Here is a 22,010-nt window from a genome sequence, read left to right as displayed (position 1 = left end):
ATAAATTGCGTATGAAGACTATTTTGAGGAATCTCTTGAGTGTATTACGCCGTTTCAAGATGGCGATGCTATTAAATGTATTAGGACTTTCGATAGCTTTTGCCGCTTTCATCTTGATTATGATGCAAGTCGAGTATGACCGGAATTTTGACCGGGGGTATACAGATACGGAATCAATATTCCGGGTGGAAATAATACAGAACGATGGCGATGGACAAGCGATTGTTTGCCGTCCATTGGCGGATGCTTTCATTCAATCCTCTCCACATATTGTCGCAGGGACATTGGTGAATCCATGGGGTGGCGCATTATTTTTCTCTGTGGAAGAGAACGGTGAGCGGAATAGTTTCAAGGAACAATACGTAAGTGTTTATCCAGATTTTACAAAGGTGTTTGATTTTGATTTCTTAGAAGGGAATCAATCGGCCTTGGAAGAACCGACCAGTGTTTTGTTACCGCAAAGCATGGCTTATAAATTATTTGGAAACCAATCGGCTGTCGGTAAACAGTTGGTATTTGAGAATGGCGATAAGCTGACGGTTGGAGGCGTATATAAAGATTTTCCCCGTAATTCGTCCGTACAAAACTGTATTTACCAGAAGATGGATCCGAGGGAAAATATCCAAGAATGGGGAAACTGGAATTATGAATTTTATGTTCGGTTAGACGATCCAAAGAACGCTGAAGGACTGTTCGAGAATTTTGCGGCTCATTTTGATCCTACTCCCGTGAAAGAACATTGGGGTGGGTATCATCTTCGTTTGAACCCATTGCCTGACGTTCATTATACAATGGGTATCCAATATGATACGACTCCTAAATCCAGTAAGCAAACTTTGTTGGTGTTGTTTGCGATCGCTATCGTGATCGTGGTGATCGCTGGCATCAATTTTACAAACTTTAGCACGGCGCTTACTCCAATGCGTATCAAGAGCATTAATACGCAGAAAGTATTGGGTGGCGAAGAGTCTGTGATTCGTCTGGCTTTGATATTAGAGGCCATGTTTATTAGTGTTTTCTCTTATTTTATAGGGTTACTCTTGGTGTATATGACGGGAAAGACAAGTATCGCATCCTTGATTGATGCGGATATTACGTTGTCGGCACATTGGGGGCTAGTATGGTTAACCGCCCTTATCGCTATAGCGACTGGTATTTTTTCTGGTATCTATCCATCTTATTATATGACCTCTTTCCCTCCGGCTTTGGTATTGAAAGGAAGTTTCGGTCTATCCCCGAAAGGTCGCCAATTACGTAACGTGCTGATCGGTATACAATTTGTAGCTTCATTTGGTCTGATAATCGGTGCTACTTTCATGTATTTGCAGAATTATTATATGCAAAACACCCCTCTCGGTTATGATAAGGATGAGGTGATTATTACGAATATGAATAACAATATCCGGAAAAGTCGGGATGCCTTCGCCAGCCAAGTGAAATCTTTCTCCGGTATCGAAGAGGTTACATATGCGGAGATGCTCCTCTCTAGTCATGACCAATACATGGGATGGGGACGTAAATACCGGGATAAGGATATACAATTCCAATGTCTACCGGTTGAACCTTCTTTTTTGAAGGTGATGAATGTGAAAATATCGGAAGGTCGTGATTTCCGGGAGGAAGATAAGGCGAAACGTTATGGCACGTTTGTCTTTAACGAACGTGCCCGGACGGAATATGGGCTGGAGATAGGATCTTTAATAGATAGTATGGAGATTGTCGGTTTTATGCCGGATGTTAAATTCGCCTCTTTCCGCACGGAGGTAACGCCTATGGCCTTTTTCGTATGGGGCACGAATTGGGGAAACCAACCTAATTTCGCTTATATAAAGGTAAAGGCCGGCTCTGACTTACGGGGAGCTATGCTACATGTCAAGACTACGCTTCAATCATTTGATCCGGAATACCCGTTTAATGTCCGTTTCTTCGATGAGGTATTGAACGGACTTTATGAGAAAGAGAGAAGCCTCAGTTCATTGATTACCTTATTTAGTTTAATCGCGATCTTTATCTCGGTGGTAGGGGTATTCGGTTTGGTCGTATTCGATAGTGAGTACCGGAAGAAAGAGATCGGTATCCGTAAGGTATTAGGCTCTACTACCGAAGAGATTATCGTGATGTTTAACAAGACATACATACGAATCTTATGTGTTTGTTTTGTTTTGGGGGCGCCTATCGCCGGTTATGTGGTACATCGCTGGCTTGAGAATTTCGCTTATAAGACTCCTATGTATTGGTGGGTGTATTTGATCGCTTTTGCTATCATAGCGGTTATCACGATATTGACTGTCACTTTCCAGAACTGGCGTGCGGCGAATGAGAATCCAGTACATAGTATTAAGAATGAATAGAAGATTTTTGTAGAATCATATTGCTGCTTTCATAGAAAAGCATGTGTCCAATAATTGTACAATGGTGTCCAATTATTGGACACTTCTGTTTTATGAATCGAGAATTAATTTATTGAGTATTAGTTTAATATGTGGTTTGGCACGTTATTTGAATATTATTAGATGGATTTGAGTATAATAAATTAAAACAAATACAGCCATGATTAAGATCGAAGGTTTAAGTAAGTTTTTCCGTACGGAAGAGGTTGAGACAATTGCGTTGAACAAGGTTTCTTTGAATATCTTGAAACGAATGAATATCAGCCATCTTATTTAAGGAATACTCTTTTTGGGTCGATTTTAGTATCAATAAAATAGAACAAGTTATGAAAACAATCATACGCAATTTCATCAATGTATTAATACGTTTCAAGGTAGCTACCTTTTTGAATGTAGCGGGATTAGCGGTCGCTTTCGCCGCTTTTATCGTGATTTTGATACAGATTAATTTTGAGCGGACTTTTGACCGTTACCATCCTACGTCCGGGCGGATTTTTAGGGTGGACTTGACCATTCCGGGTACTTTCGGGACAATATTACCCCGTGCCTTTGTGGAGGCTGTCATCCAATCTTCCCCGCATATAGAGGCGGGTACATTGTTGACTCCTTCTTTTGGCCAGAATGGTGTTTATCTCTCGGTGGATAGAAACGGGCAACCGTTTGGGTTTAAGGAAATCGTGACAACCTGCCACGCTAGTTTACCGAAGATATTCGCGTTCCCGATCGTGGAAGGCGATATCGATTGCTTGAAAGATCCCGAGAAAGTAATGGTACCCCGAAGCTTGGCTGACAAGTTGTTTGGGGAAGATATCTCTGCGGTTGGTAAGACGTTGCGAGCGGAAGAAAATATCTGGACTAAATCGGCTAAGCTTTTTACGATTGGCGCGGTTTATAAGGATTTCCCGGAGAACACGCAGCTTCGGAACGTGGTCTATACGGCGATCGATCCGGATTATAATATCAATAATTTTAGCTCAAGTAACTGGGTTTGTTATTTATTGCTTGATAATCCTGCCATGGCAGATGAGGTTGCCGATAATTTCAACCGTCATTTTGATTTCAAGAAGATTTACCATGAAGGAGAACAGATCCGGCTCGTTCCGCTGACTGATATTTATTATATGAATGAGACGCAAGACGGTGGTACATTCCGGAGCGGAAACAAGGAAGTCACGGCCTTATTGTTCGGTATAGCTCTTCTGATCGTCATTGTTGCGGCTATTAACTTCACGAACTTTAGCACTTCTCTGACTCCGTTGCGAATCAAAAGTATCAATACGCAGAAGGTATTGGGTAGTTCGGATACTTTGTTGCGCAGATCTTTATTGATAGAGGCAGCCCTTATTAGTTTTATAGCATGGCTGGTAAGTCTCGTTATCGTTTGGGGATTGGATTGGGCGGAAGCGCTACCTTTTATCGAGGCCGATTTGAGTTTGGTCTCAAATCTTCCGATCGTTTTCTTGTGTGGCATCGTAGCGTTGGTTATCGGTTGGCTGGCGGGTATTTATCCTGCTTATTATATAACTTCTTTTCCTCCGGCCTTGGTGCTGAAGGGCAGCTTCGGGTTATCTCCTTCTGGGCGTAAGTTACGTACGACATTGATTTGTGTCCAGTTCGTTGTTTCGATCGTGTTGATTATCGGGGCTTGCTTTGTGCAAATCCAGAATAGTTATATGCGGAATTTCTCTTTAGGATTCGATAAGGATCAGGTAGCTATCGTGGAGCTGAATGAGACAATGTACGATAAGCATCACGATACATATGTGAATCGCTTGAAAGAGAATCCGGGGATCGAGGATGTAGCTTTCGCTATGGAGAAAGTGGGCTCTAAGGACGGGTATAACACGAATGGCGGTAATTATAAGGGTAAGGACTTTCAGTATTTCATAATTATAGCATCTTCCAATTTCTTGCGGGTGATGGGGATTCCGGTTATAGAAGGGAGAGATTTCTCAAAGGCGGACGAACTTTCGGATCATGTGTCTTATATATTCAATCGTACGGCCATGGAGGGGTTGGATATGCAAGTGGGTGACGCGTTCGATAGCTATTCTCCCGGTCATCTTATCGGTTTCTCCGACGATGTGAAATTCACCTCGCTTCGTGGTGGAGAGGATAATATCGCTTTCTTGGTCGGAAACTTTGGTTATTCTTTGCCAATCTCTTATATCCGCTTGAAAGCCGGATCGGACATTCATGCCGTAGTAGGACACATCCAGGAGACGATGAGAGAATTAGACCCTTCCTATCCGTTCAATATCGAGTTCTATGATGAGATATTTAATCATCTTTACCGGAAAGAGGAGAACCTGCGCGATCTGGTTACGGTCTTTAGTTTACTGGCGATTATTATCTCTTTGGTCGGGGTATTTGGCTTAGTGGTGTTCGAGACTCAATACCGCCGTAAGGAAATAGGTATCCGCAAGGTACATGGAGCTACGGTAGGAGAGATCCTGCTGATGTTTAATAAGGCCTATCTGAGGATTGTAGGTATTTGCTTCGTGATAGCGGCGCCGGTCGCTTGGCAGGGCGTGAAGATGTGGCTCGAGGGTTTCGCTTATAAGACTCCGCTTCATTGGTGGGTATTCTTAATCGCCTTATTGATCGTAACCGTAATCACGTTATTGACCGTGAGTTTCCAGAACTGGAAAGCGGCGAACGAGAATCCGGTAAATAGTATCAAGAGCGAGTAATCCACCATCCCATCTTCCACGCCAGTAGCAAGATCAGTAGGGAAAGGACCAAGCAGGCTAATAGCAACCAAACTCCCAATCCGTTGACGAAAAGGATGGGGACGAAGGTGATCAATAAGATCTCTATGGGAGCTATAGGCAGGTAAGCCATCGCGTAATCATCCATCGCTTTGCTGGAAAGTTTCGGATCGACGATCCGCAGCAAGGCGATGCCCATGGCCATCGTGCCGGTCCACCATCCCCAAGCGAAAATCATGCGCTCGAACCAAAAGGTCTTGGCTAATCTTCTTCCTAAGAAGAATGTTATGCACCAGACGATCGCCACGCCCGCTATGATGAGTACGATAAGCGGCAAGGCATATTTTACGATCACCCCTAGCTTGATAGACGCTACACCGCAAGCTACCAACATATCCGTGAAGGAACTGCTCAGCCTCTGGGTCGTCTGCGGGCAGATATATCTGGATATGGTTGTCGCGTCGAAGAATTTCTTTAATACTAATCCAATGATAAAGGCACAACTGAAAACAGGTAACTCCAATACCGGATAATACACCTTTACGGTTTGGCTAACCATATATCCCAAAAAAGCCACGACAAATACCAAAGCCACATGGAAAGTCAGCGTATCGATGGATATGGAGGAAGTCGTAGCCTCTCCGATGGAATCCCGCTTATCCTCTGGCAGCAACCCACTTCTCAGCTCGTCCGGTAGATCGTCGAAATCCGAGATAAAAGCGGTTTGTTTATGCTTGGCCGCCCATTTGACCATCAGTAAACCTCCGATGATCGAGCAAATAACCCCCACGGTAGCGGTTGTCATGCCTAAACTGCGTGCCTCGTCCCAGCCCAATCCCTCGAACGCGGACCCGATAGCGGCGGCTGTGCCGTGTCCGCCATAAAAGCCTGTCGGCAGCATAATGCCGAAAGCGTCATTCAGGTCCGGCCAGATCAGCTTGATCACGTACAATCCGAACAAGCCTACTAATGCCCATTGCAATAACATACCCACCTGAGCGTACGCCCACATCGGCCCGACTCGTTTCGCTACTTCTTTCATGGAGACGTTCGGGGAAGATAAAGGCAACGCGCCGAATACCAAGGCGATAAGGATAGCCGCATAAGTACCTAAGTCATTGGAAAGCGGAATCCACCCCAGTCCATTAGGTCCGAACGCCAGTCCTAGCAAGCCCGCGATCAAGCTGGGTGGGATGAATAATTGTTGTATCAGTTTTACCTTGACTCGTATGAATTTGCCAACCAATAGAAGTATCGAAATGAATCCAAGATCCGTAAAGAGAGTCCAAGGGGTAAATTGTGTTAGGTCTATCATAGTAACTACTTACTTTATGTTCGTTTAAATATCTATTGTACAAATATATTTTATTCTCATGAGAAATACTAGAAATCCAAACGAATTCTATATCTCCATCTCCTTTTTACGATAAGCGGAAGGAGAGCAACCCATTACTTTCGTAAACGTACGCGAGAAGTAGGCGGCATCCTCGAATCCCAGATGCGTGGCGATCTCATTCAACTTCATATTCGTTAGCTCGATATATTCACAAGCCTTCTGTATTTTCAAGCGTATGAAGTAATTCATGGGCGAGACCCCGGTCTCGCCAAAGAAGAGAGCCGAGAAGTGAGAAGGGGAATATTTGAAATAAGACGCTAATTCCTTCAAGGTAAGATTCTGCTGGATGTTCTCACGCATATAATGAATAACCCGTGCCGTGAACGGATATTCTTTTTGCGAGGGAATCATGATATGGCGGAATTGCTCCAGATAGATGAAAGAGGCCAGAAAATTGTAAAGGCACATGGAGGAATAAATCATATATTCTTTAATATATCCCATGGAGAAACTGCTATATATCTCCTCAAACAGCCGTAACCGATCTTGTAAACGGGAATATTCATTCGGCAAAATAGTGACCGGAACCGGATGCGACGGCAGGAATTGATCGCAAAGCTTCCCTTGGAAGTGTAACCAGTAAATAGTCCATGGATCTCCCTCGTCTGCCCCGAATGAGTAGGGGATACCGGGAGGGATGATGATATATTGGTATTTCTCCACGGTATATTGTTTACCGAGGATACGATACCATCCTTTTCCCTCCGTACAATAAATAAGCATGGCGTAGTCACAGCCATGTTCTTTTTGGAGAAAATGATATTTAACACGTGGGAAGAAACCGATCTTGCGTACATATAAATTATTGATGAGCGGTTCCCTCCGGTAGCTTGCCAATAGTTCCTCGGGTAAAGAAACGAGCCGTTCTCCCTTAAATCCTTCTTTTATCTTGACCATGATCTATAAATCATAAGATTGTACAAGTAAATCGGAACAAATGTAGTATTCCTTTCTGGATTATTGAAATAATTTTGCCGACATAAATCATAACATAATGCCATGAATAAAATTCTAGTTGTAGTTTCTTTTGTATTTGTATCTTTTTTGTCTTGTACGGGATTAACCGATAGACAGCGATTGGCCAATCAGATATTGTCTGATACGAATTTGTTGAAGGTCGATAGTATGGCTCGTGCTACCATCCGCAATGGTTTTAACGCGGGCAGCGGTTATTCCCAGATATGGGCTCGTGATATGAATACGTTTATAGAGATCGCTTGCGAGGAGAGTGATCCACACGAACTGCGGGAAGCTATCTTATTGTTTTTCGCTCTTCAACAGCCGAATGATGAGATGATCGATGGTTATGTGCTGAAAGAAGATTTTACATGGTATGATGATACGCCTTATTATTCGAATGCCGCCCCGAAACATGTCGCTTTTAAGAATACGGTAGAGACGGACCAAGAGTCTTCCTTGATTCAGATCGCAGGTAAATACATTCGTAAGACGGGTGATCGGGAGATATTGAATGAGAAAGTTGCCGGGAAGACCGTTCTCGAGCGAATGAACGCAATGGTAGATTATCTGATGCGGGAACGATATAATGAGAAATATGGATTGCTTTATGGAGCGATGACCGCTGATTGGGGCGACGTACAGCCGAACGATGATTTCGGATGTGACATGAATGAGCTATCCGATCCGGCCATTGACGTATATGATAACGCTATGTTTCTTATCGCTTTAGATTATTTATTGGAGATGGCTCCCGATTCTCCGCAAGCTCCCCGTTGGAGAAGTTTACGGGAGGGAATCGCCAAGAATGTACGGACTCATTTATGGGACGAGAAGCGACAGAAATTCATTCCTCATATCTATCCTGAGAAATCGCCGATACCGGAAGGATTCGACGAGCTGGCCATTCATTATCATGGTGGGACGGCTGTCGCTATAGAGGCTGGCTTATTAACGGAAGACGAGATACGTACCGTAAATGCCCAGATGCTTGAGAATGTTCGCCTGTCGGGTATGTCGAGTATTGGTCTTACCTTATATCCCGTGTATCCGGATGGTTTTTTCCATGGAGGAATGTCAAAGGCTTATCTGTATCAGAATGGCGGGGATTGGACATGGTTTGGCGGTCGGATGATCCAGCAGCTTGTCGTAAACGGTATGGTTGAGGAGGCTTATGCGGAGATCCATCCGATGATCGAGCGTGTGATCCAAAATAACGGATTCTACGAATGGTATGGTAAAGGAGGTATTCCTAGTGGTTCCGGAAACTTTAAAGGATCGGCCGGAGTGTTATCTAAGGCGATTGAATTATTAAGGGATTGGGCAGAGAAAAATAAGAGTTAAATACAAGCGTGCAATATTAAATATCAAAAGAGATGAGAAAAAGTAATTATGATAAAATGCCGGCCACCGTTGTAGACGGTACCTTGTGGAAAGGCTGGGAATCGATACGGAAGCGATTGGCGGAGATACATGCAGAAACGAATGGATCACAAGTTTGGGTGGTGGAATGCTACCAAGGGGTTCATCACGAGGAGTTGATGCGTGAACTGCAAGCACTTGCGCCCGATCGTTTTATCAATACGCGAGATTTATTTAAATCGGCAGAAGATATAGAGGCGATGACCTATCCTTATCTGACGGATGACCGGTTGTTTGGCCGCCGGGCTCATTTCTCTTATACGGATTTCTTGGATGAGGAGAAGGTGAACGCCTGCCGGGAGTCCTTGCGTGATGAAAAAGGCTGGACAATCGTTTATGGCCACGCCGCCGCCGAGATCGTTCCCGCTCCGGACAAATTGATCTACGCGGATATGGCTCGTTGGGAGATCCAGATGCGTTCCCGTAGAAAAGAGGTGAACGGGCTAGGTGTGGAAAACCGGGAGGAAGCCCCGTCGTACCATTATAAGCGAGGATATTTTATTGATTGGATTGTTTGCGATAATCTGAAGAAGAAAGTCCTTCCTAAGGTCGATTATTGGTTGGATACCCATATCGTCGGAACACCTAAGATGATTTCCGGGGAGATCTTGAAAGAAGGGTTGGAGAAAACGGCGCATACCCCGTTCCGGGTAGTACCTTTCTTCGATCCGGCTCCTTGGGGCGGCCAATGGATGAAAGAGGTCTGTGATCTGGATAAAAAGCAAGATAACTTCGGCTGGTGTTTTGATTGCGTGCCCGAGGAAAATAGTTTATACCTGAAAGTTGCCGGAGAGCTGTTTGAGATCCCTTCCAATGACTTGGTATTCTATAAGACGAGAGACTTGCTGGGCGGGCCGGTCGAGGCTCGTTTCGGACAAGATTTCCCGATCCGTTTCGACTTCTTGGATACGATGGGAGGAGGAAACCTAAGTTTGCAAGTGCATCCGGTCACCCAATATATCCGGGATACGTTCGGGATTTATTATACGCAGGACGAGAGCTACTACCTGCTGGATGCCGAGGAGGACGCTACCGTTTATCTGGGATTGAAAACCGGTGTAAATCCGGACGAGATGATCGCTGCCCTAAACGACTCCCAACAGACCGGAAAGCCTTTCGATACGGAGAAATATGTCAACAAATGGCCTGCCAAACGCCATGATCATTATCTGATCCCCGCCGGAACGGTCCATTGTTCGGGAGCCGGTGCCATGGTGCTGGAGATTAGCGCTACCCCAAGTATCTTTACCTTTAAGCTTTGGGACTGGGGCCGCTTGGGATTGGACGGACTGCCTCGACCGATTAATATCGGCCACGGCTCGAAAGTGATCCAATGGGAGCGGCAAACGGAGTTTGTCCGTCATAACTTGATCAACCAAGTGGAGATGATCGCCGAGGGAGACGGTTGGCGGGAGGAGCGGACCGGCTTGCATGAGAACGAGTTCATCGAGACCCGCCGTCATTGGTTCACGGATATCGTGCCTCACGATACGAATGGAGGGGTGCAAGTACTGAATGTAATCAAGGGAGATGAGTTGATCGTGGAGAGTCCGACAAACGCTTTTGAACCATTCATCGTTCATTACGCGGAGACTTTTATCATTCCGGCTTGCGTGGGTGAATATACGATCCGCCCGTATGGATCGTCCGTAGGTAAATACTGCGGTACTATAAAAGCTTACGTACGATTTAGGCAATAATCACCGTGCCACCATGGTGGCACTGGCGGAACATGGGTAAATAAAGAAAAGGAATATATGATGTATACAAATGACAATAGAATAGTAATGACATTGGATGCGGGAGGAACGAATTTTGTTTTCTCTGCCATCCAAGGAGGAAAAGAGATAGCCGATCCGGTAGTTCTTCCGGCATGCGCGGATTGTTTAGATAAGTGTTTAGGCAATTTGGTAGAGGGTTTTAAGGCAATTCAAGCAGGCTTGCCGGAAACTCCGGTCGCTATCAGTTTCGCTTTTCCCGGTCCGGCAGACTATCAAGCCGGTATCATAGGCGATTTACCCAACTTCCCCTCTTTCCGGGGTGGAGTAGCGTTAGGCCCGTTTCTGGAAGATATATTCGGGATACCGGTATTTATCAATAACGATGGGAATTTATTCGCATATGGAGAAGCGTTAACCGGAGCCCTTCCGGATATAAACCGCCGTTTGCGGGAGGCAGGAAGCATGAAGCAATATAAGAACCTGCTGGGAGTCACCTTGGGTACCGGTTTTGGTGCCGGGGTTGTCATTAATCAAGAGCTTCTATTGGGAGATAATGCGGCAGGAGGAGATATCTGGTGTTTTCGGAATAAGAAATATCCGGAGTATATCGTAGAGGAGAGTGTCAGCATACGTGCGGTCATGCGAGTATATGCGGAACGATCCGGTGATACGGGAGTGCATACTCCGAAAGAGATCTTTGAGATCGCCGAGGGTATTTGCCCGGGTAACCGGGAGGCTGCTATTACGGCTTTCTCCGAATTAGGGGAGCTAGCGGGGGATGCGTTGGCGTCTGCCATTACTTTAATCGATGGCATCATCGTAATCGGTGGTGGACTATCGGGGGCTTCTAAATATATTCTCCCTGCTTTGTTGAAAGAATTGAACTCATCTACCGGTATGATGGATGGAAGTCGTTTCGGCCGATTGCAAATGAAAGCTTATCTTTTGGAGGATGCGGAGAGTTTCGCTGATTTCGCTAAAGGAGGAGCTGTCGAGGTACCCATTCCGGGTACCAATCGCAAGGTAGGGTATGATCCTTGTAAACGGATAGGGGTGACCGTAAGTAAACAAGGTGCTAATCGCTCGATCGCTATGGGAGCTTATGTTTTTGCGTTAAACCATCTATCTAAAGGAATATGAGACAAAAATATAGTATAGGACCTGTATGGTTCCTGATGTTTGCGTGTGCTTTCTTCACATCCTGTGTGACACAAGGCAAGAAAGTTCAGCAAGAAGAGCTTAGCCAATATGTAGAACCTCGGATCGGTACGGCGCATTGCCGTTGGTTTCATTTTACCCCGGGAGCGATGCCTTTCGGTATGGCCAAGCCGGCTCCTTCTACGAACGGGCATATCGGGAATAAATCCGGTTGGGAGGCGACCGGTTACGATTATCGGGATCAATCGATCGAGGGTTTCCCCTGCTTGCATGAGTTTCAGATCGGTGGAATCGTACTGATGCCTACGACGGGTCCATTGAAAACAATTCCCGGAGCGGTAGACGACTCGACCGGTATGGGATATCGTTCCCGTTTTGATCGTGCGGACGAGATCGCTACTGCCGGTTATTATTCCGTTCTTTTGAAAGATTACTCAATCCGGGCGGAGCTTACCGCTACCCCTCGTGTCGCTATTCAGCGTTATACATTTCCGGCCGGGGAGGATAGCCATATCTTGTTCGATATAGGAAACCGTCAAGGAGAGAGCGGAGCTGTATGGGATGCTGAAATTACTTTTACGGAAGACGGGCATATCGAGGGCTGGGTGATTACCGAGCCTGAATATGTGAGGAAATATCAACCCGGGGCATCGGTTCCTTTGTATTTCTCGGCGGTGCTGGACAAGGTTCCCGTTGGATTTGGCGCTTTCAACGGAGCGGATATCCGTCCGGATGAACGGAAAGCGACGGGCGTGGGGGCCGGACTTTATCTGACATTCCGTACCCAAGATCAAGAGTCGGTAACCGCTAAAGTAGGTCTTTCCTATACATCCGTGGAGAATGCCCGGTTAAATAGGGAGACTGAGGCCGCTACCCTTACGTTTGACGAGGCAAGGGAAATATCTCGCCAAACATGGGAAGAATATTTGGGACGTATCCGGGTAGAGACTCCAGCGCGAGAGGATAAGGTGAAATTCTATACTGGTTTGTATCACGCTTTATTGGGGCGTGGGTTAGCTAGCGATGTGAATGGCGCTTATCCGAGAAATGATGGCTCGGTAGGACAAATCCCTTTGAAAGACGGGAAACCGGTACATAACTTATACAATACCGATGCCGCTTGGGGAGCGCAATGGAATCTGACACAGGTTTGGGCTTTGGCCTATCCGGAATATTATTCGGATTATATAAGTAGCCATTTGTTGGTGTACAAGGACGCCGGCTGGCTGGCGGATGGAATCGCTAATAGCCGTTATGTCTCCGGGGTTGGTACGAATTTATTAAGTACGATTATCGCTGGCGCTTATCAATGTGGCATCCGGGATTTCGATGTGAATACGGCTTATGAGGCTTGCTTGAAGAATGAGTTGGATGGGGAGAATCGTCCGTTGGGCGCGGGAAAGATCGATACCCGTTATTTCGTGGAATATGGTTATGTACCTCATTTGGATAAAGGGGACGGGCCGGACGAGGCTTTCATGTTTTCCGCTTCCCATACCTTGGAATATGCTTATAGTGCGTGGGCCGTGGCCCAATGGGCGAAGCAACTGGGTAAGACGGACGATTATAACCGTTTGATGGACTTATCGAAAGGCTGGGAGCGTATCTATGACCCTTCCTGTAATTTTGTCCGTCCTAAAAAGAAGGATGGTACGTTTATCGAGGACTTCAATCCGATGCAAGTATGGCGCGGATTCCAAGAAGGTAACGCTTGGCAATATACATTCTATGTACCGCACGACGCGAAAGGCTTGGTCGCAAAAGTAGGTGCGGACGTGTTTAACCATCGGTTGGATAGCATCTTCACGGTGTCTCGTAAATTAATCTTTAGCGGAGGCACGGAAGTAGGGGCTTTCGCCGGTTTGCAAACCTTGTATAACCAAGGAAATCAACCTTGTTTGCACATCTCTTGGATGTTCAACGAGGCCGGTCGTCCCTCGCTTACGCAAAAATGGGTGCGGGCGATCTTGAATGAGTTCTATGGTACGGATGGCATCCACGGTTATGGCTACGGACAAGATGAGGATCAAGGCCAGCTCGGGGCTTGGTACGTGATCTCTTCCTTAGGCTTATTCGATATGAAAGGCTTGACGGATCAAGCGCCTTCTTTCGCTTTGGGTAGTCCTTTGTTCGATAAGATTACGATCCGGCTGAATGACCGCTATTATAAAGGGAAGGAATTCGTGATCGAGACTCGTAATAATAGTAAGCAAAATGATTACGTGCAATCCATGGACTTAAACGGGAAACCATTGACGGATACTCGTATTCCTTTCTCGGAGATTGTTCAAGGTGGACATTTGGTTTTAGAAATGGGTAACCAACCAAAAGATCGATATGAGAACTAAAAGTACGAACTCCGCTATATTCCCGATCCTTTTCGGCTTTTTCGTGATGGGATTCGTGGATGTCGTGGGAATTGCCACGAATTATGTGAAGATGGACTTTGGTTTGTCCGATACGTTGGCGAACCTATTGCCCATGATGGTCTTTCTTTGGTTCGCCCTGTTCTCTGTCCCTACCGGTATCTGGATGGGACGGCACGGGCGTAGGAATACGGTGGTCGTAGCCTTGGCTATCACAACCTTGGCGATGCTGATACCTCTATTCTTCTATGACTTTGCTTGTATCTTGTTTGCGTTCGCTTTGCTGGGAATTGGAAATACGATCTTGCAAGTGTCCTTGAATCCGATGGTAGCGCGGGTGGTAAATCCGGATAAAGTAACGAGCGTGCTTACTTTAGGGCAGTTTATTAAGGCGGTATCTTCCTTCTTAGGGCCGATTATTGCAGGTATAGCTTCTTCTTTCTGGGGAGATTGGAAGTTGATATTCATTGTCTATTCGGTGACTACCTTGTTATCTATCATCTGGTTGATAACGACTATTCCGGGTAAAGAGGAAGGAGAGGGGCAAGAAGCCTCGTTCGCCTCTACGTTAGCTTTATGTAAAGATGCTAGGATACGGATGCTTTTCTTGGGGATTCTGTGTATTGTCGGGATCGATGTCGGTCTGAATACGACGATCCCTAAGCTATTGATGGAAAAGTTATCCATGCCGTTGCAAGAGGCTGGATTAGGGAGTAGCCTTTATTTCGCCGCTCGTACCGGAGGTTCTTTCCTGGGGGCTATATTGCTGGCGAGGATCTCGTCACGACCCTTCTTAAGGGGAAGCATGCTTATCGCTATCCTTGCTTTCGTAGGATTGCTTATCTCGGATAGCTTGTGGGGCATGGGCGTTATGATCGTACTGGTTGGCTTGGCTTGCTCGAATGTGTTTTCGATCCTGTTCTCTTTTGCGTTGGAACATCGGCCGGAGCAATCGAACGAGGTCTCGGCCTTGATGATTATGGGTGTATCAGGAGGCGCTTTGATTACGCCTTGTATGGGAGGCATAGCCGATATGTTCGGACAGGTAGCCGGCTTGATGCTATTATTAATATGTATGTTGTATATAGGACTTATATCAATAAAAACACGATAAGATGAAAAAAAGAACTTATTTATCAGCAGGATTGGCTTTGTTGATCGGGACATTGTCGGTTCATGCGTCTCCGGGATTATCGGATGTCAAGAGCCGTGTATTACCGGCGGTTTATAAATCGAAAAACGGACTGACCCAAAAGGTCGAGATCTCCGTAAAACATGAAGGAGAACCTTCTACAGTGACGATCCATTTAGGCGAGCAAAGCCATAAAGAGAAACTGGTGTCCGGGGATAATGTATTCCGAATCGAGATACCCGAGGTTAGCACGACTCGCCAATTACCGTTGACGTTGACAAGTGGGAAAGAGAAAGAGGAAACTACGGTGACCGTAAAACCGGTTCGACATTGGCAGATGAATATGGTGCAACACACCCATACGGATATCGGTTATACCCGTTCCCAAATGGAAATCTTGGCAGAACAGCTTCGATACATTGATTATGCGTTGGATTATTGTGACGCTACGGATAATTATCCGGATTTCGCTAAGTTCCGTTGGACTTGCGAGATCGCTTGGGCGGTTAGCGAATATTTGAAATGTCGTCCTGTGGAACAGATCGCTCGCCTGAAGCAACGGGTAAAAGAGGGCCGTATTGAATTAGCTACGATGTTCTTGAATTTTGACGAATTACCGGATGAGCAGACACTTGCCGCTTCCCTTTATCCGATCAAGCAATTTAGAGAAAATGGGATGCGTGCCGAGGTTGCGATGCAAGACGACGTGAATGGTATCGGTTGGTGTTTCAGCGAGTATTTCGCAGATGCCGGCGTGAAATATGTGAATATGGGAACCCATGGTCATCGAGCGTTGATCTGCTTTGATAAACCTACGGTGTTTTGGTGGGAATCACCTTCTGGGAAGAAGGTCTTGACTTATCGTGCGGAGCATTATCACTATGGTAATTTTTTCGGGATTCATACAGATAACTTTGACCAGTTTGAGGAGCGTGTTTTAACTTATTTAGGTGAAATGGAAGCGAAAAATTATCCGTATGATATATTAGCGGTGCAGCATTCGGGATATCTTACGGATAATGCGCCCCCTTCGACTAAAAGTTGCGAGATGTTACAGAAATGGAATGAGAAGTATGAATGGCCGAAATTACGCACGGCGGTAGCCAGTGAGTTTTTTAAGACGGTAGAGAGCCAATATGCGGATCATATTCAGACTATTCGTGGAGCTTGGCCGGATTGGTGGACGGATGGTTTCGCTTCCGGTGCCCGTGAAGCCGCCATATCTCGTGTGACTCATTCGGATATTATCGCGAATCAAGCCGGATTGTCATTTGCTAAAATGCTAGGCGCTCAATTGCCGAAAGACATCAATGATCGGATTCAGGACATCAACAAAGCTCTTTTGTTCTATGATGAGCATACTTTCGGGCATAGCGAGAGCGTACGTAACGCTTATGGACTGGAAACTTGGGAACAACGCTCCTTGAAACAATCGTATGCGTGGGAAGCCTATCGCCATTCCGGTTTGCTGGGAGAGGCTACTATGGGTATATTACAATCATTCGTGCCTAAAAGCGACGTTCCGTCTATCGCTGTATTCAATACGCTCAACTGGAGTTATAGCGGTATCGCTAAAGCTTATGTCGATCATCAGATTCTTCCGAAAGACAAGGCTTTCGAGATCGTGGATGCGGCTGGCAACGTAATTCCCGCACAAGCTGGCGAAAGCCGTTCCGACGGTACCTATTGGAGCTTTTACGTGAAAGATGTCCCGGCCTTGGGATATGCGCAGTATTATATAAAAGTAAAGGATGCGCCACGTCCGGAAATACAGGGCGCAACGGAATTAAAAGAGACACATGTGGAGAATCCTTGGTATGCCATCGACTTCAATACCCGTAAAGGTACGATTCGTAAATTATATGATAAGGATTTGAACAAACAATTGGTTACGCCGGATGCGGAATGGGAGATGGGAGAGTTTATTTATGAGATTATCGATAGCCGTCATCCGATGGAACAATATCGTGCTCCCCAATTCCTCCGCCGTCGTCCCGAGAAGATGCGTTTCGAGAAATATGAGAAAGGCGATGTTTGGGATACATATCGTTTCCGGGGAGAGACAGTAGCGGGACGTGAGCCGAATAATTTGATGGTGGAATTCCGTGTATTTAACGTAACAAAGAAAATCGAGGTAGTTTATCGCTTGCGTAAAAAAGCGGTAACAGATCCGGAAGCGGTTTATATCGCTTTCCCGTTTGAGGTTGAAGGTGGAAAGATCCATTTGGATGTACCCGGTGGATCGATCGAGGCGGGTGTAGACCAAATCCCGGGTTCCTCTAACGATTGGTACACGGTGCAAAACTTCGCTACGGCTCGTAACGCAGAGTCGCAAGTCGTGATGGGTAGCCAAGAAATACCATTAATGCAATTTGGGGCGATCAATACGGGGCGGTATAAGGCCGGAGCCGTACCTCAGTCCACGAATATGTATTCATGGCCGATGAACAACTATTGGGTAACCAATTTCAATGCGGACCAAATGGGAGAGATACAATGGAGTTACTTCATCAACTCTTCGAAAGATAACACTATTGAGTATGCGACTAAGTTCGCTTGGGAAAACCGGATTCCGTTCTTGACCCGTGTTTTGCCTGCCGGAGATAAAAAGGTGGAGCCTCTCCAATCGGCTTCCATTTTCAAGATCGTACCGGAGAACTTGTTGTTGGTAAACATGAGGCCTGTGGAAGGCGAGAACGCTGTTATGCTTCAATTGCGTGAGATAGGCGGGAAGCCCGCTACTTTCTCTGTAGCTTCAGATAAAATTAATTTTGTGAAAACTAGGGTTTGTGATGTCGTAGGAGACCCAGTTTCGGGGAATCCGTTGAGTTTCGCTCCGTGGGAGAATAAGTTTATAAAATTATCTTGGTAGCATGGTAAGGGGCGGGGTTTGCCCGCCCTTATCCAGTTTGTCTTATGTTTGTATATTGAATGTTTTGATAGGATTTAATCCCAAATAAATCGGTATTATTCTAAGCAGAAGACTTGTTTGTGTTAGAGTGATGGGTGGAGAGTGTCATGAGAGACTCTGTTTCGGGTAATGCCTTATTGGATTTCAAGCCTTGTGGGAATAAGTCTATGGCGCTTTCTTGGTAGAAATATTGTAGATAATGTGGTTCTTCTTTTATTTATAAAGGAGGGCTAAATTTTTTCATATTATCCAGTCTCTGAATACATTATCTGTTTTTTTCATAGAAGCCATACTAGTGCCATTTTCGCCTAGCCTTGAATCTCAATAAATTTAACATTTGTTTATTGTAACCAATTTAAAGTGTTTTTACTGCTAATATTTGATAGTTAATTATTTATGTGATAGAAAGACGATGATACTATTGTAAGTCCGTACGGAACAATATATTTTTAGTACATTTAAGGGCTGATATTCTTGGTTTCAAGGGGTGATTTGTGATAAATGTGTCATTTTTATTAAAAAAATACTATAGATTTAAGTCTAGTTTACAAAAAAAGTTATACATTTGCCCAGTTTTTAATGATATAGACCATGAATGGCGCACTAGTTCCGTACGAACTATGTCCATCTATAACGATAAAAATTACATAGACAATGTAATCAATCTAAACTTAATTAAAAAACAAAGCAAAATGACAAAGAATGAATCTAAGCTATTATCCATTCAGGGGATAGCTAAAGCCTCAGCGTTCTGTTTGCTGCTTTCTGCCTTCTCTGTAAACGCCGCTATGGCCGCTCCCGCTCCCGCAGGCACGGTTGATGAAGTAATGGCAGTGCAGCAAGGCAAGAAAGTAACAGGTGTGGTTGTTGACGGTACAGGTGAGCCTGTTATTGGCGCTAACGTGGTGGTGAAAGGCACTACAAACGGTACGATCACCGATTTTGACGGTAATTACACGATCGAGGGTGTGTCCGCAAACGATGTGTTGGTCGTTTCTTATATCGGTTATCTGTCTCAGGAGATCCCTGTGGGAAGCCAATCAGCGATTAACGTTACTTTGAAGGAAGATACTCAAACTTTGGACGAGGTTGTGGTCGTAGGTTATGGTACGATGCGTAAATCAGACGTGACTGGCTCCATTGGTGTGGCTAAAGGTGATGACTTGACAAAGAACCAAAACTTTAGTGCACTAGACAATTTGCGCGGAAAAGTATCTGGTGTTAACATCTTCTCAAACTCCAGCCAGCCGGGTGCTTATTCAAACCGTGTCGTTATCCGTGGTATGGCTACTATCAACGCTTCTTCAAATCCTCTATATGTAGTAGACGGTGTCGTTATGGAGAACTTCGATTTGGTGAACCCGAATGACATCGAGTCTATGGAGGTATTGAAAGACGCTTCCGCAGCCGCTATCTACGGTGCCCGTGGTGCCAATGGTGTTATCATGGTAACTACAAAGCGTGGTAAGAAAGATGGTGAAGGCGTACAGGTTAGCTATCAAGGTTCTGTCAGTGCAAGCCATATCGCTCGTAAGATGGATACGATGAACGCCCAAGAATGGTGTGATGCATTCATGATTGGTTTGGAAAACGAGAATAAGTGGCAAGGTAAAAATTGGTCTTTGAACCGTGCTGATTGGTTTAATGATTCAAATTTCTTTGATGCAAGCGGTAATCCTCTGTATGATACGAATTGGCAAGATGAGGCAACTCGTACCGCAGTTTCTCACAACCATCAGTTGAATATACAACAGGCAGGTAAGAACTCTTCAATGGGCGCTTTTTTGAACTATACAGATCAGCAGGGTATCGTAAACAATACGTATAATAAGCGTATTAATGCGAAATTGGCATACGACGCTAATCCTACGAAGTGGTTGTCTACGGCGGTCAATGTATTGGTTAACCATACATGGGGTCGCTATACGCCTGAGGATGGTGGTGGCCAAGAGGCTCGTCGTACCATGATCGAAATGGTTCCTTGGATGCCGATTCGCGATAAGGATGGTAAATATACCACTTCTACCTCTTCTTCCATTGGTGATGTATTAGGCTTTGAGGGTATGTCTAACCCTGTCATGATCTTGGATATGCAAAAACGTATGCGCTACAACACGCAGGTGTTTGGTAACGCCGCTTTGACATTTCATTTGGCTGAAGGTTTAGATTTGAAAACTCAATTAGGTCTTGATCACCATAATAGAACGTATAGAGGTTATTCTTCTATCGATTTGAACAACATCTCCATGCCGAACGGTTGGGCTGAGTACCAAAACTGGAATACGCTTTATTGGCAAGAGGAGACTTACTTGACTTACAATAAGGCATTTGGCGATCATCGTATCAACGCAATGGCTGGTTTGTCTTGGCAAGAGCGTGTACAGAAATGGAATAAGGCTCGTACGACAGGTTTCTCAGATGATTTCTTTGAGGACAATAATATGTCAGCAGGCACAACACCTGATGCTCCCGAATCATCTTACGATCGTTGGGCGATGAACTCTTATTTCTTGCGTTTCGCTTATACATATAAAGATCGTTACTCCGCAACCGTAACAGGGCGTGTCGATGGTTCCTCTAAGTTTGGTGAGAACAACAAATATGCGTTCTTCCCATCCGCTGGTTTGGCATGGAATGTCATACAAGAGGATTTCATGCAAGATCAGAACACAATCAGCAACTTGAAGTTGCACACAAGTTATGGTTTGACCGGTAACTCCGAGATTGACACTTATAAGTCATTGGCAAGTGTTTCTTCCGGTACGCTTCTTATCAACGATGTACGTGCTCCGTATTCTTACATCAGTTCTATGGCTAACCCTGATTTGAAGTGGGAGAAGACCGGTCAGTTTGATGTTGGTTTCGAAATTGGATTTTGGCAGAACCGTTTGTCTTTCGATCTAGCTTACTATAACAAGAAGACAACCGACTTGTTGTTGGATTGCCCGATTCCTCACACGACAGGTTTCACTACGGTATATAAGAACATCGGTTCTGTAAGAAACCAAGGTATGGACTTGATGATCAGCGCACGTCCGGTTCAGACTCAAGACTTCAACTGGAGTTCTACGATCAACTTAAATTTCAACAAGAACAAGATCCTTCAGTTGGGTGACAATAACGAGGATATCGAGATGAACAGCTGGGTAGGTGGTTCTGAAAGTATCTTGCGTGTAGGTGAGAACATGAGTTCTTTCTATGGCTACAGACGTTTGGGTGTTTATACGGAGGAAGATTTCAACAACGGATTGTGCGAGAAGAACCAGATCGGTCGTGCGAAACGTACGGATAAGAAAGAGATCATCGGCAAAGGTATGCCGGACTGGACTGGAAGCTGGATCAACAACTTCTCTTACAAAAACTTCGATTTGACGATGGACTTGCAGTTCGTATGGGGTGTTGAGACAATGCAACAGTTCTACCACTCTACTTACGACCGTTTCGGTATCACGAATGGTTTGAGCAATATTTTATATGACGCATATAACGGATCGAACCCGAACACGATGCAACAGGCTGTTTACTTATGTAACGCAGGCCATGCAGGTCAGGATACGACAGTAGATTCTCAATGGATCGCTAATGGTTCTTACTTGCGTTGTAACATGTTGCAATTGGGTTATACTTTTGACTCAAACGTGATTGGCAAGATCGGTTTGTCCGCTTTGCGTTTGTACGCAAGTGCGAATAACTTATTCTTGATTACAGCTAGTGATTTCACTGGTTACGATCCAGAGGGTACATCACAAGGTGATAGTAATAAGTTCGGTCAGAACATGGTATTCTTCTCTTATCCGAGAGCGAGAACATTCACGTTCGGTGTTAATGTAACATTCTAATTCATTT

At 45.1% G+C, this 22,010-nt stretch carries 11 protein-coding genes and 1 pseudogene; 10 read left to right on the top strand and 2 right to left on the bottom strand.

The genetic code is table 11. The features are described 5' to 3' along the window. Positions 1-11 precede the first annotated feature (11 nt). The 3 genes and pseudogenes from ACESPU_RS06065 to ACESPU_RS06055 all read left to right on the top strand — a co-directional run bounded on the left by ACESPU_RS06065 (position 12) and on the right by ACESPU_RS06055 (position 5,083). The gene (locus ACESPU_RS06065) at positions 12-2,351 is read left to right on the top strand and encodes an ABC transporter permease (RefSeq protein WP_121962260.1); all 2,340 of its coding nucleotides are present in this window, start codon (positions 12-14) and stop codon (positions 2,349-2,351) included. Between the two features lie 199 nt (positions 2,352-2,550). Next, a pseudogene (locus ACESPU_RS06060) lies at positions 2,551-2,634 on the top strand (ABC transporter ATP-binding protein); the annotation flags it as partial. 82 nt (positions 2,635-2,716) lie between these two features. Continuing rightward, positions 2,717-5,083: an ABC transporter permease gene (locus ACESPU_RS06055; RefSeq protein ID WP_373133208.1), complete on the top strand. Its 2,367-nt coding sequence runs from the start codon at positions 2,717-2,719 to the stop codon at positions 5,081-5,083. Here the strand turns inward: ACESPU_RS06055 and ACESPU_RS06050 are convergent. Further along, positions 5,070-6,416 carry a sodium/glutamate symporter gene (locus ACESPU_RS06050; protein ID WP_005858025.1) on the bottom strand — a complete coding sequence of 449 codons (1,347 nt, stop codon included), beginning with the start codon at positions 6,414-6,416 and terminating at the stop codon, positions 5,070-5,072. The two genes, ACESPU_RS06055 and ACESPU_RS06050, sit on opposite strands and share 14 nt — an antisense overlap. A gap of 87 nt (positions 6,417-6,503) precedes the next feature. After that, positions 6,504-7,394, bottom strand: a complete 891-nt coding sequence (locus ACESPU_RS06045) for an AraC family transcriptional regulator (RefSeq protein WP_057325876.1) — start codon at positions 7,392-7,394, stop codon at positions 6,504-6,506. 102 nt (positions 7,395-7,496) lie between these two features. Between ACESPU_RS06045 and ACESPU_RS06040 the strand changes: the two genes are divergently transcribed. From ACESPU_RS06040 to ACESPU_RS06010, 7 genes are all read left to right on the top strand, one after another. Continuing rightward, positions 7,497-8,798 carry a hypothetical protein gene (locus ACESPU_RS06040; RefSeq protein WP_005866404.1) on the top strand — a complete coding sequence of 434 codons (1,302 nt, stop codon included), beginning with the start codon at positions 7,497-7,499 and terminating at the stop codon, positions 8,796-8,798. 32 nt (positions 8,799-8,830) lie between these two features. Then, entirely contained in the window at positions 8,831-10,576 is a 1,746-nt protein-coding gene (locus ACESPU_RS06035) for a class I mannose-6-phosphate isomerase (RefSeq protein WP_373133207.1), read from the top strand. A gap of 57 nt (positions 10,577-10,633) precedes the next feature. Beyond that, positions 10,634-11,737 (top strand): ROK family protein, encoded by a 1,104-nt coding sequence (locus ACESPU_RS06030; protein WP_022191913.1) that lies wholly within the window; start codon positions 10,634-10,636, stop codon positions 11,735-11,737. Then, a complete protein-coding gene (locus tag ACESPU_RS06025; RefSeq protein WP_373133205.1) occupies positions 11,734-14,103 on the top strand; it encodes a GH92 family glycosyl hydrolase in 2,370 nt (789 codons plus the stop codon). Before ACESPU_RS06030 ends, ACESPU_RS06025 begins: the two co-directional genes overlap by 4 nt. Then, a complete protein-coding gene (locus ACESPU_RS06020) occupies positions 14,093-15,235 on the top strand; it encodes a sugar MFS transporter (protein ID WP_005866412.1) in 1,143 nt (380 codons plus the stop codon). The genes ACESPU_RS06025 and ACESPU_RS06020 overlap by 11 nt, the downstream gene beginning before the upstream one ends. Before the next feature lies 1 nt (position 15,236). Then, positions 15,237-18,125, top strand: coding sequence for a glycosyl hydrolase family 38 (locus ACESPU_RS06015; RefSeq protein WP_121962267.1), 2,889 nt, complete (start codon positions 15,237-15,239; stop codon positions 18,123-18,125). A gap of 731 nt (positions 18,126-18,856) precedes the next feature. Beyond that, complete coding sequence (locus ACESPU_RS06010; RefSeq protein ID WP_122297417.1) at positions 18,857-22,003, top strand: TonB-dependent receptor; 3,147 nt, start codon at positions 18,857-18,859, stop codon at positions 22,001-22,003. The last annotated feature ends 7 nt before the right edge of the window (positions 22,004-22,010 follow it).

The sequence above is a fragment of the Parabacteroides sp. 20_3 genome (assembly GCF_964238835.1).
Lineage (GTDB): Bacteria > Bacteroidota > Bacteroidia > Bacteroidales > Tannerellaceae > Parabacteroides > Parabacteroides distasonis.
This window is presented reverse-complemented; position numbering and strand designations above follow the sequence as displayed.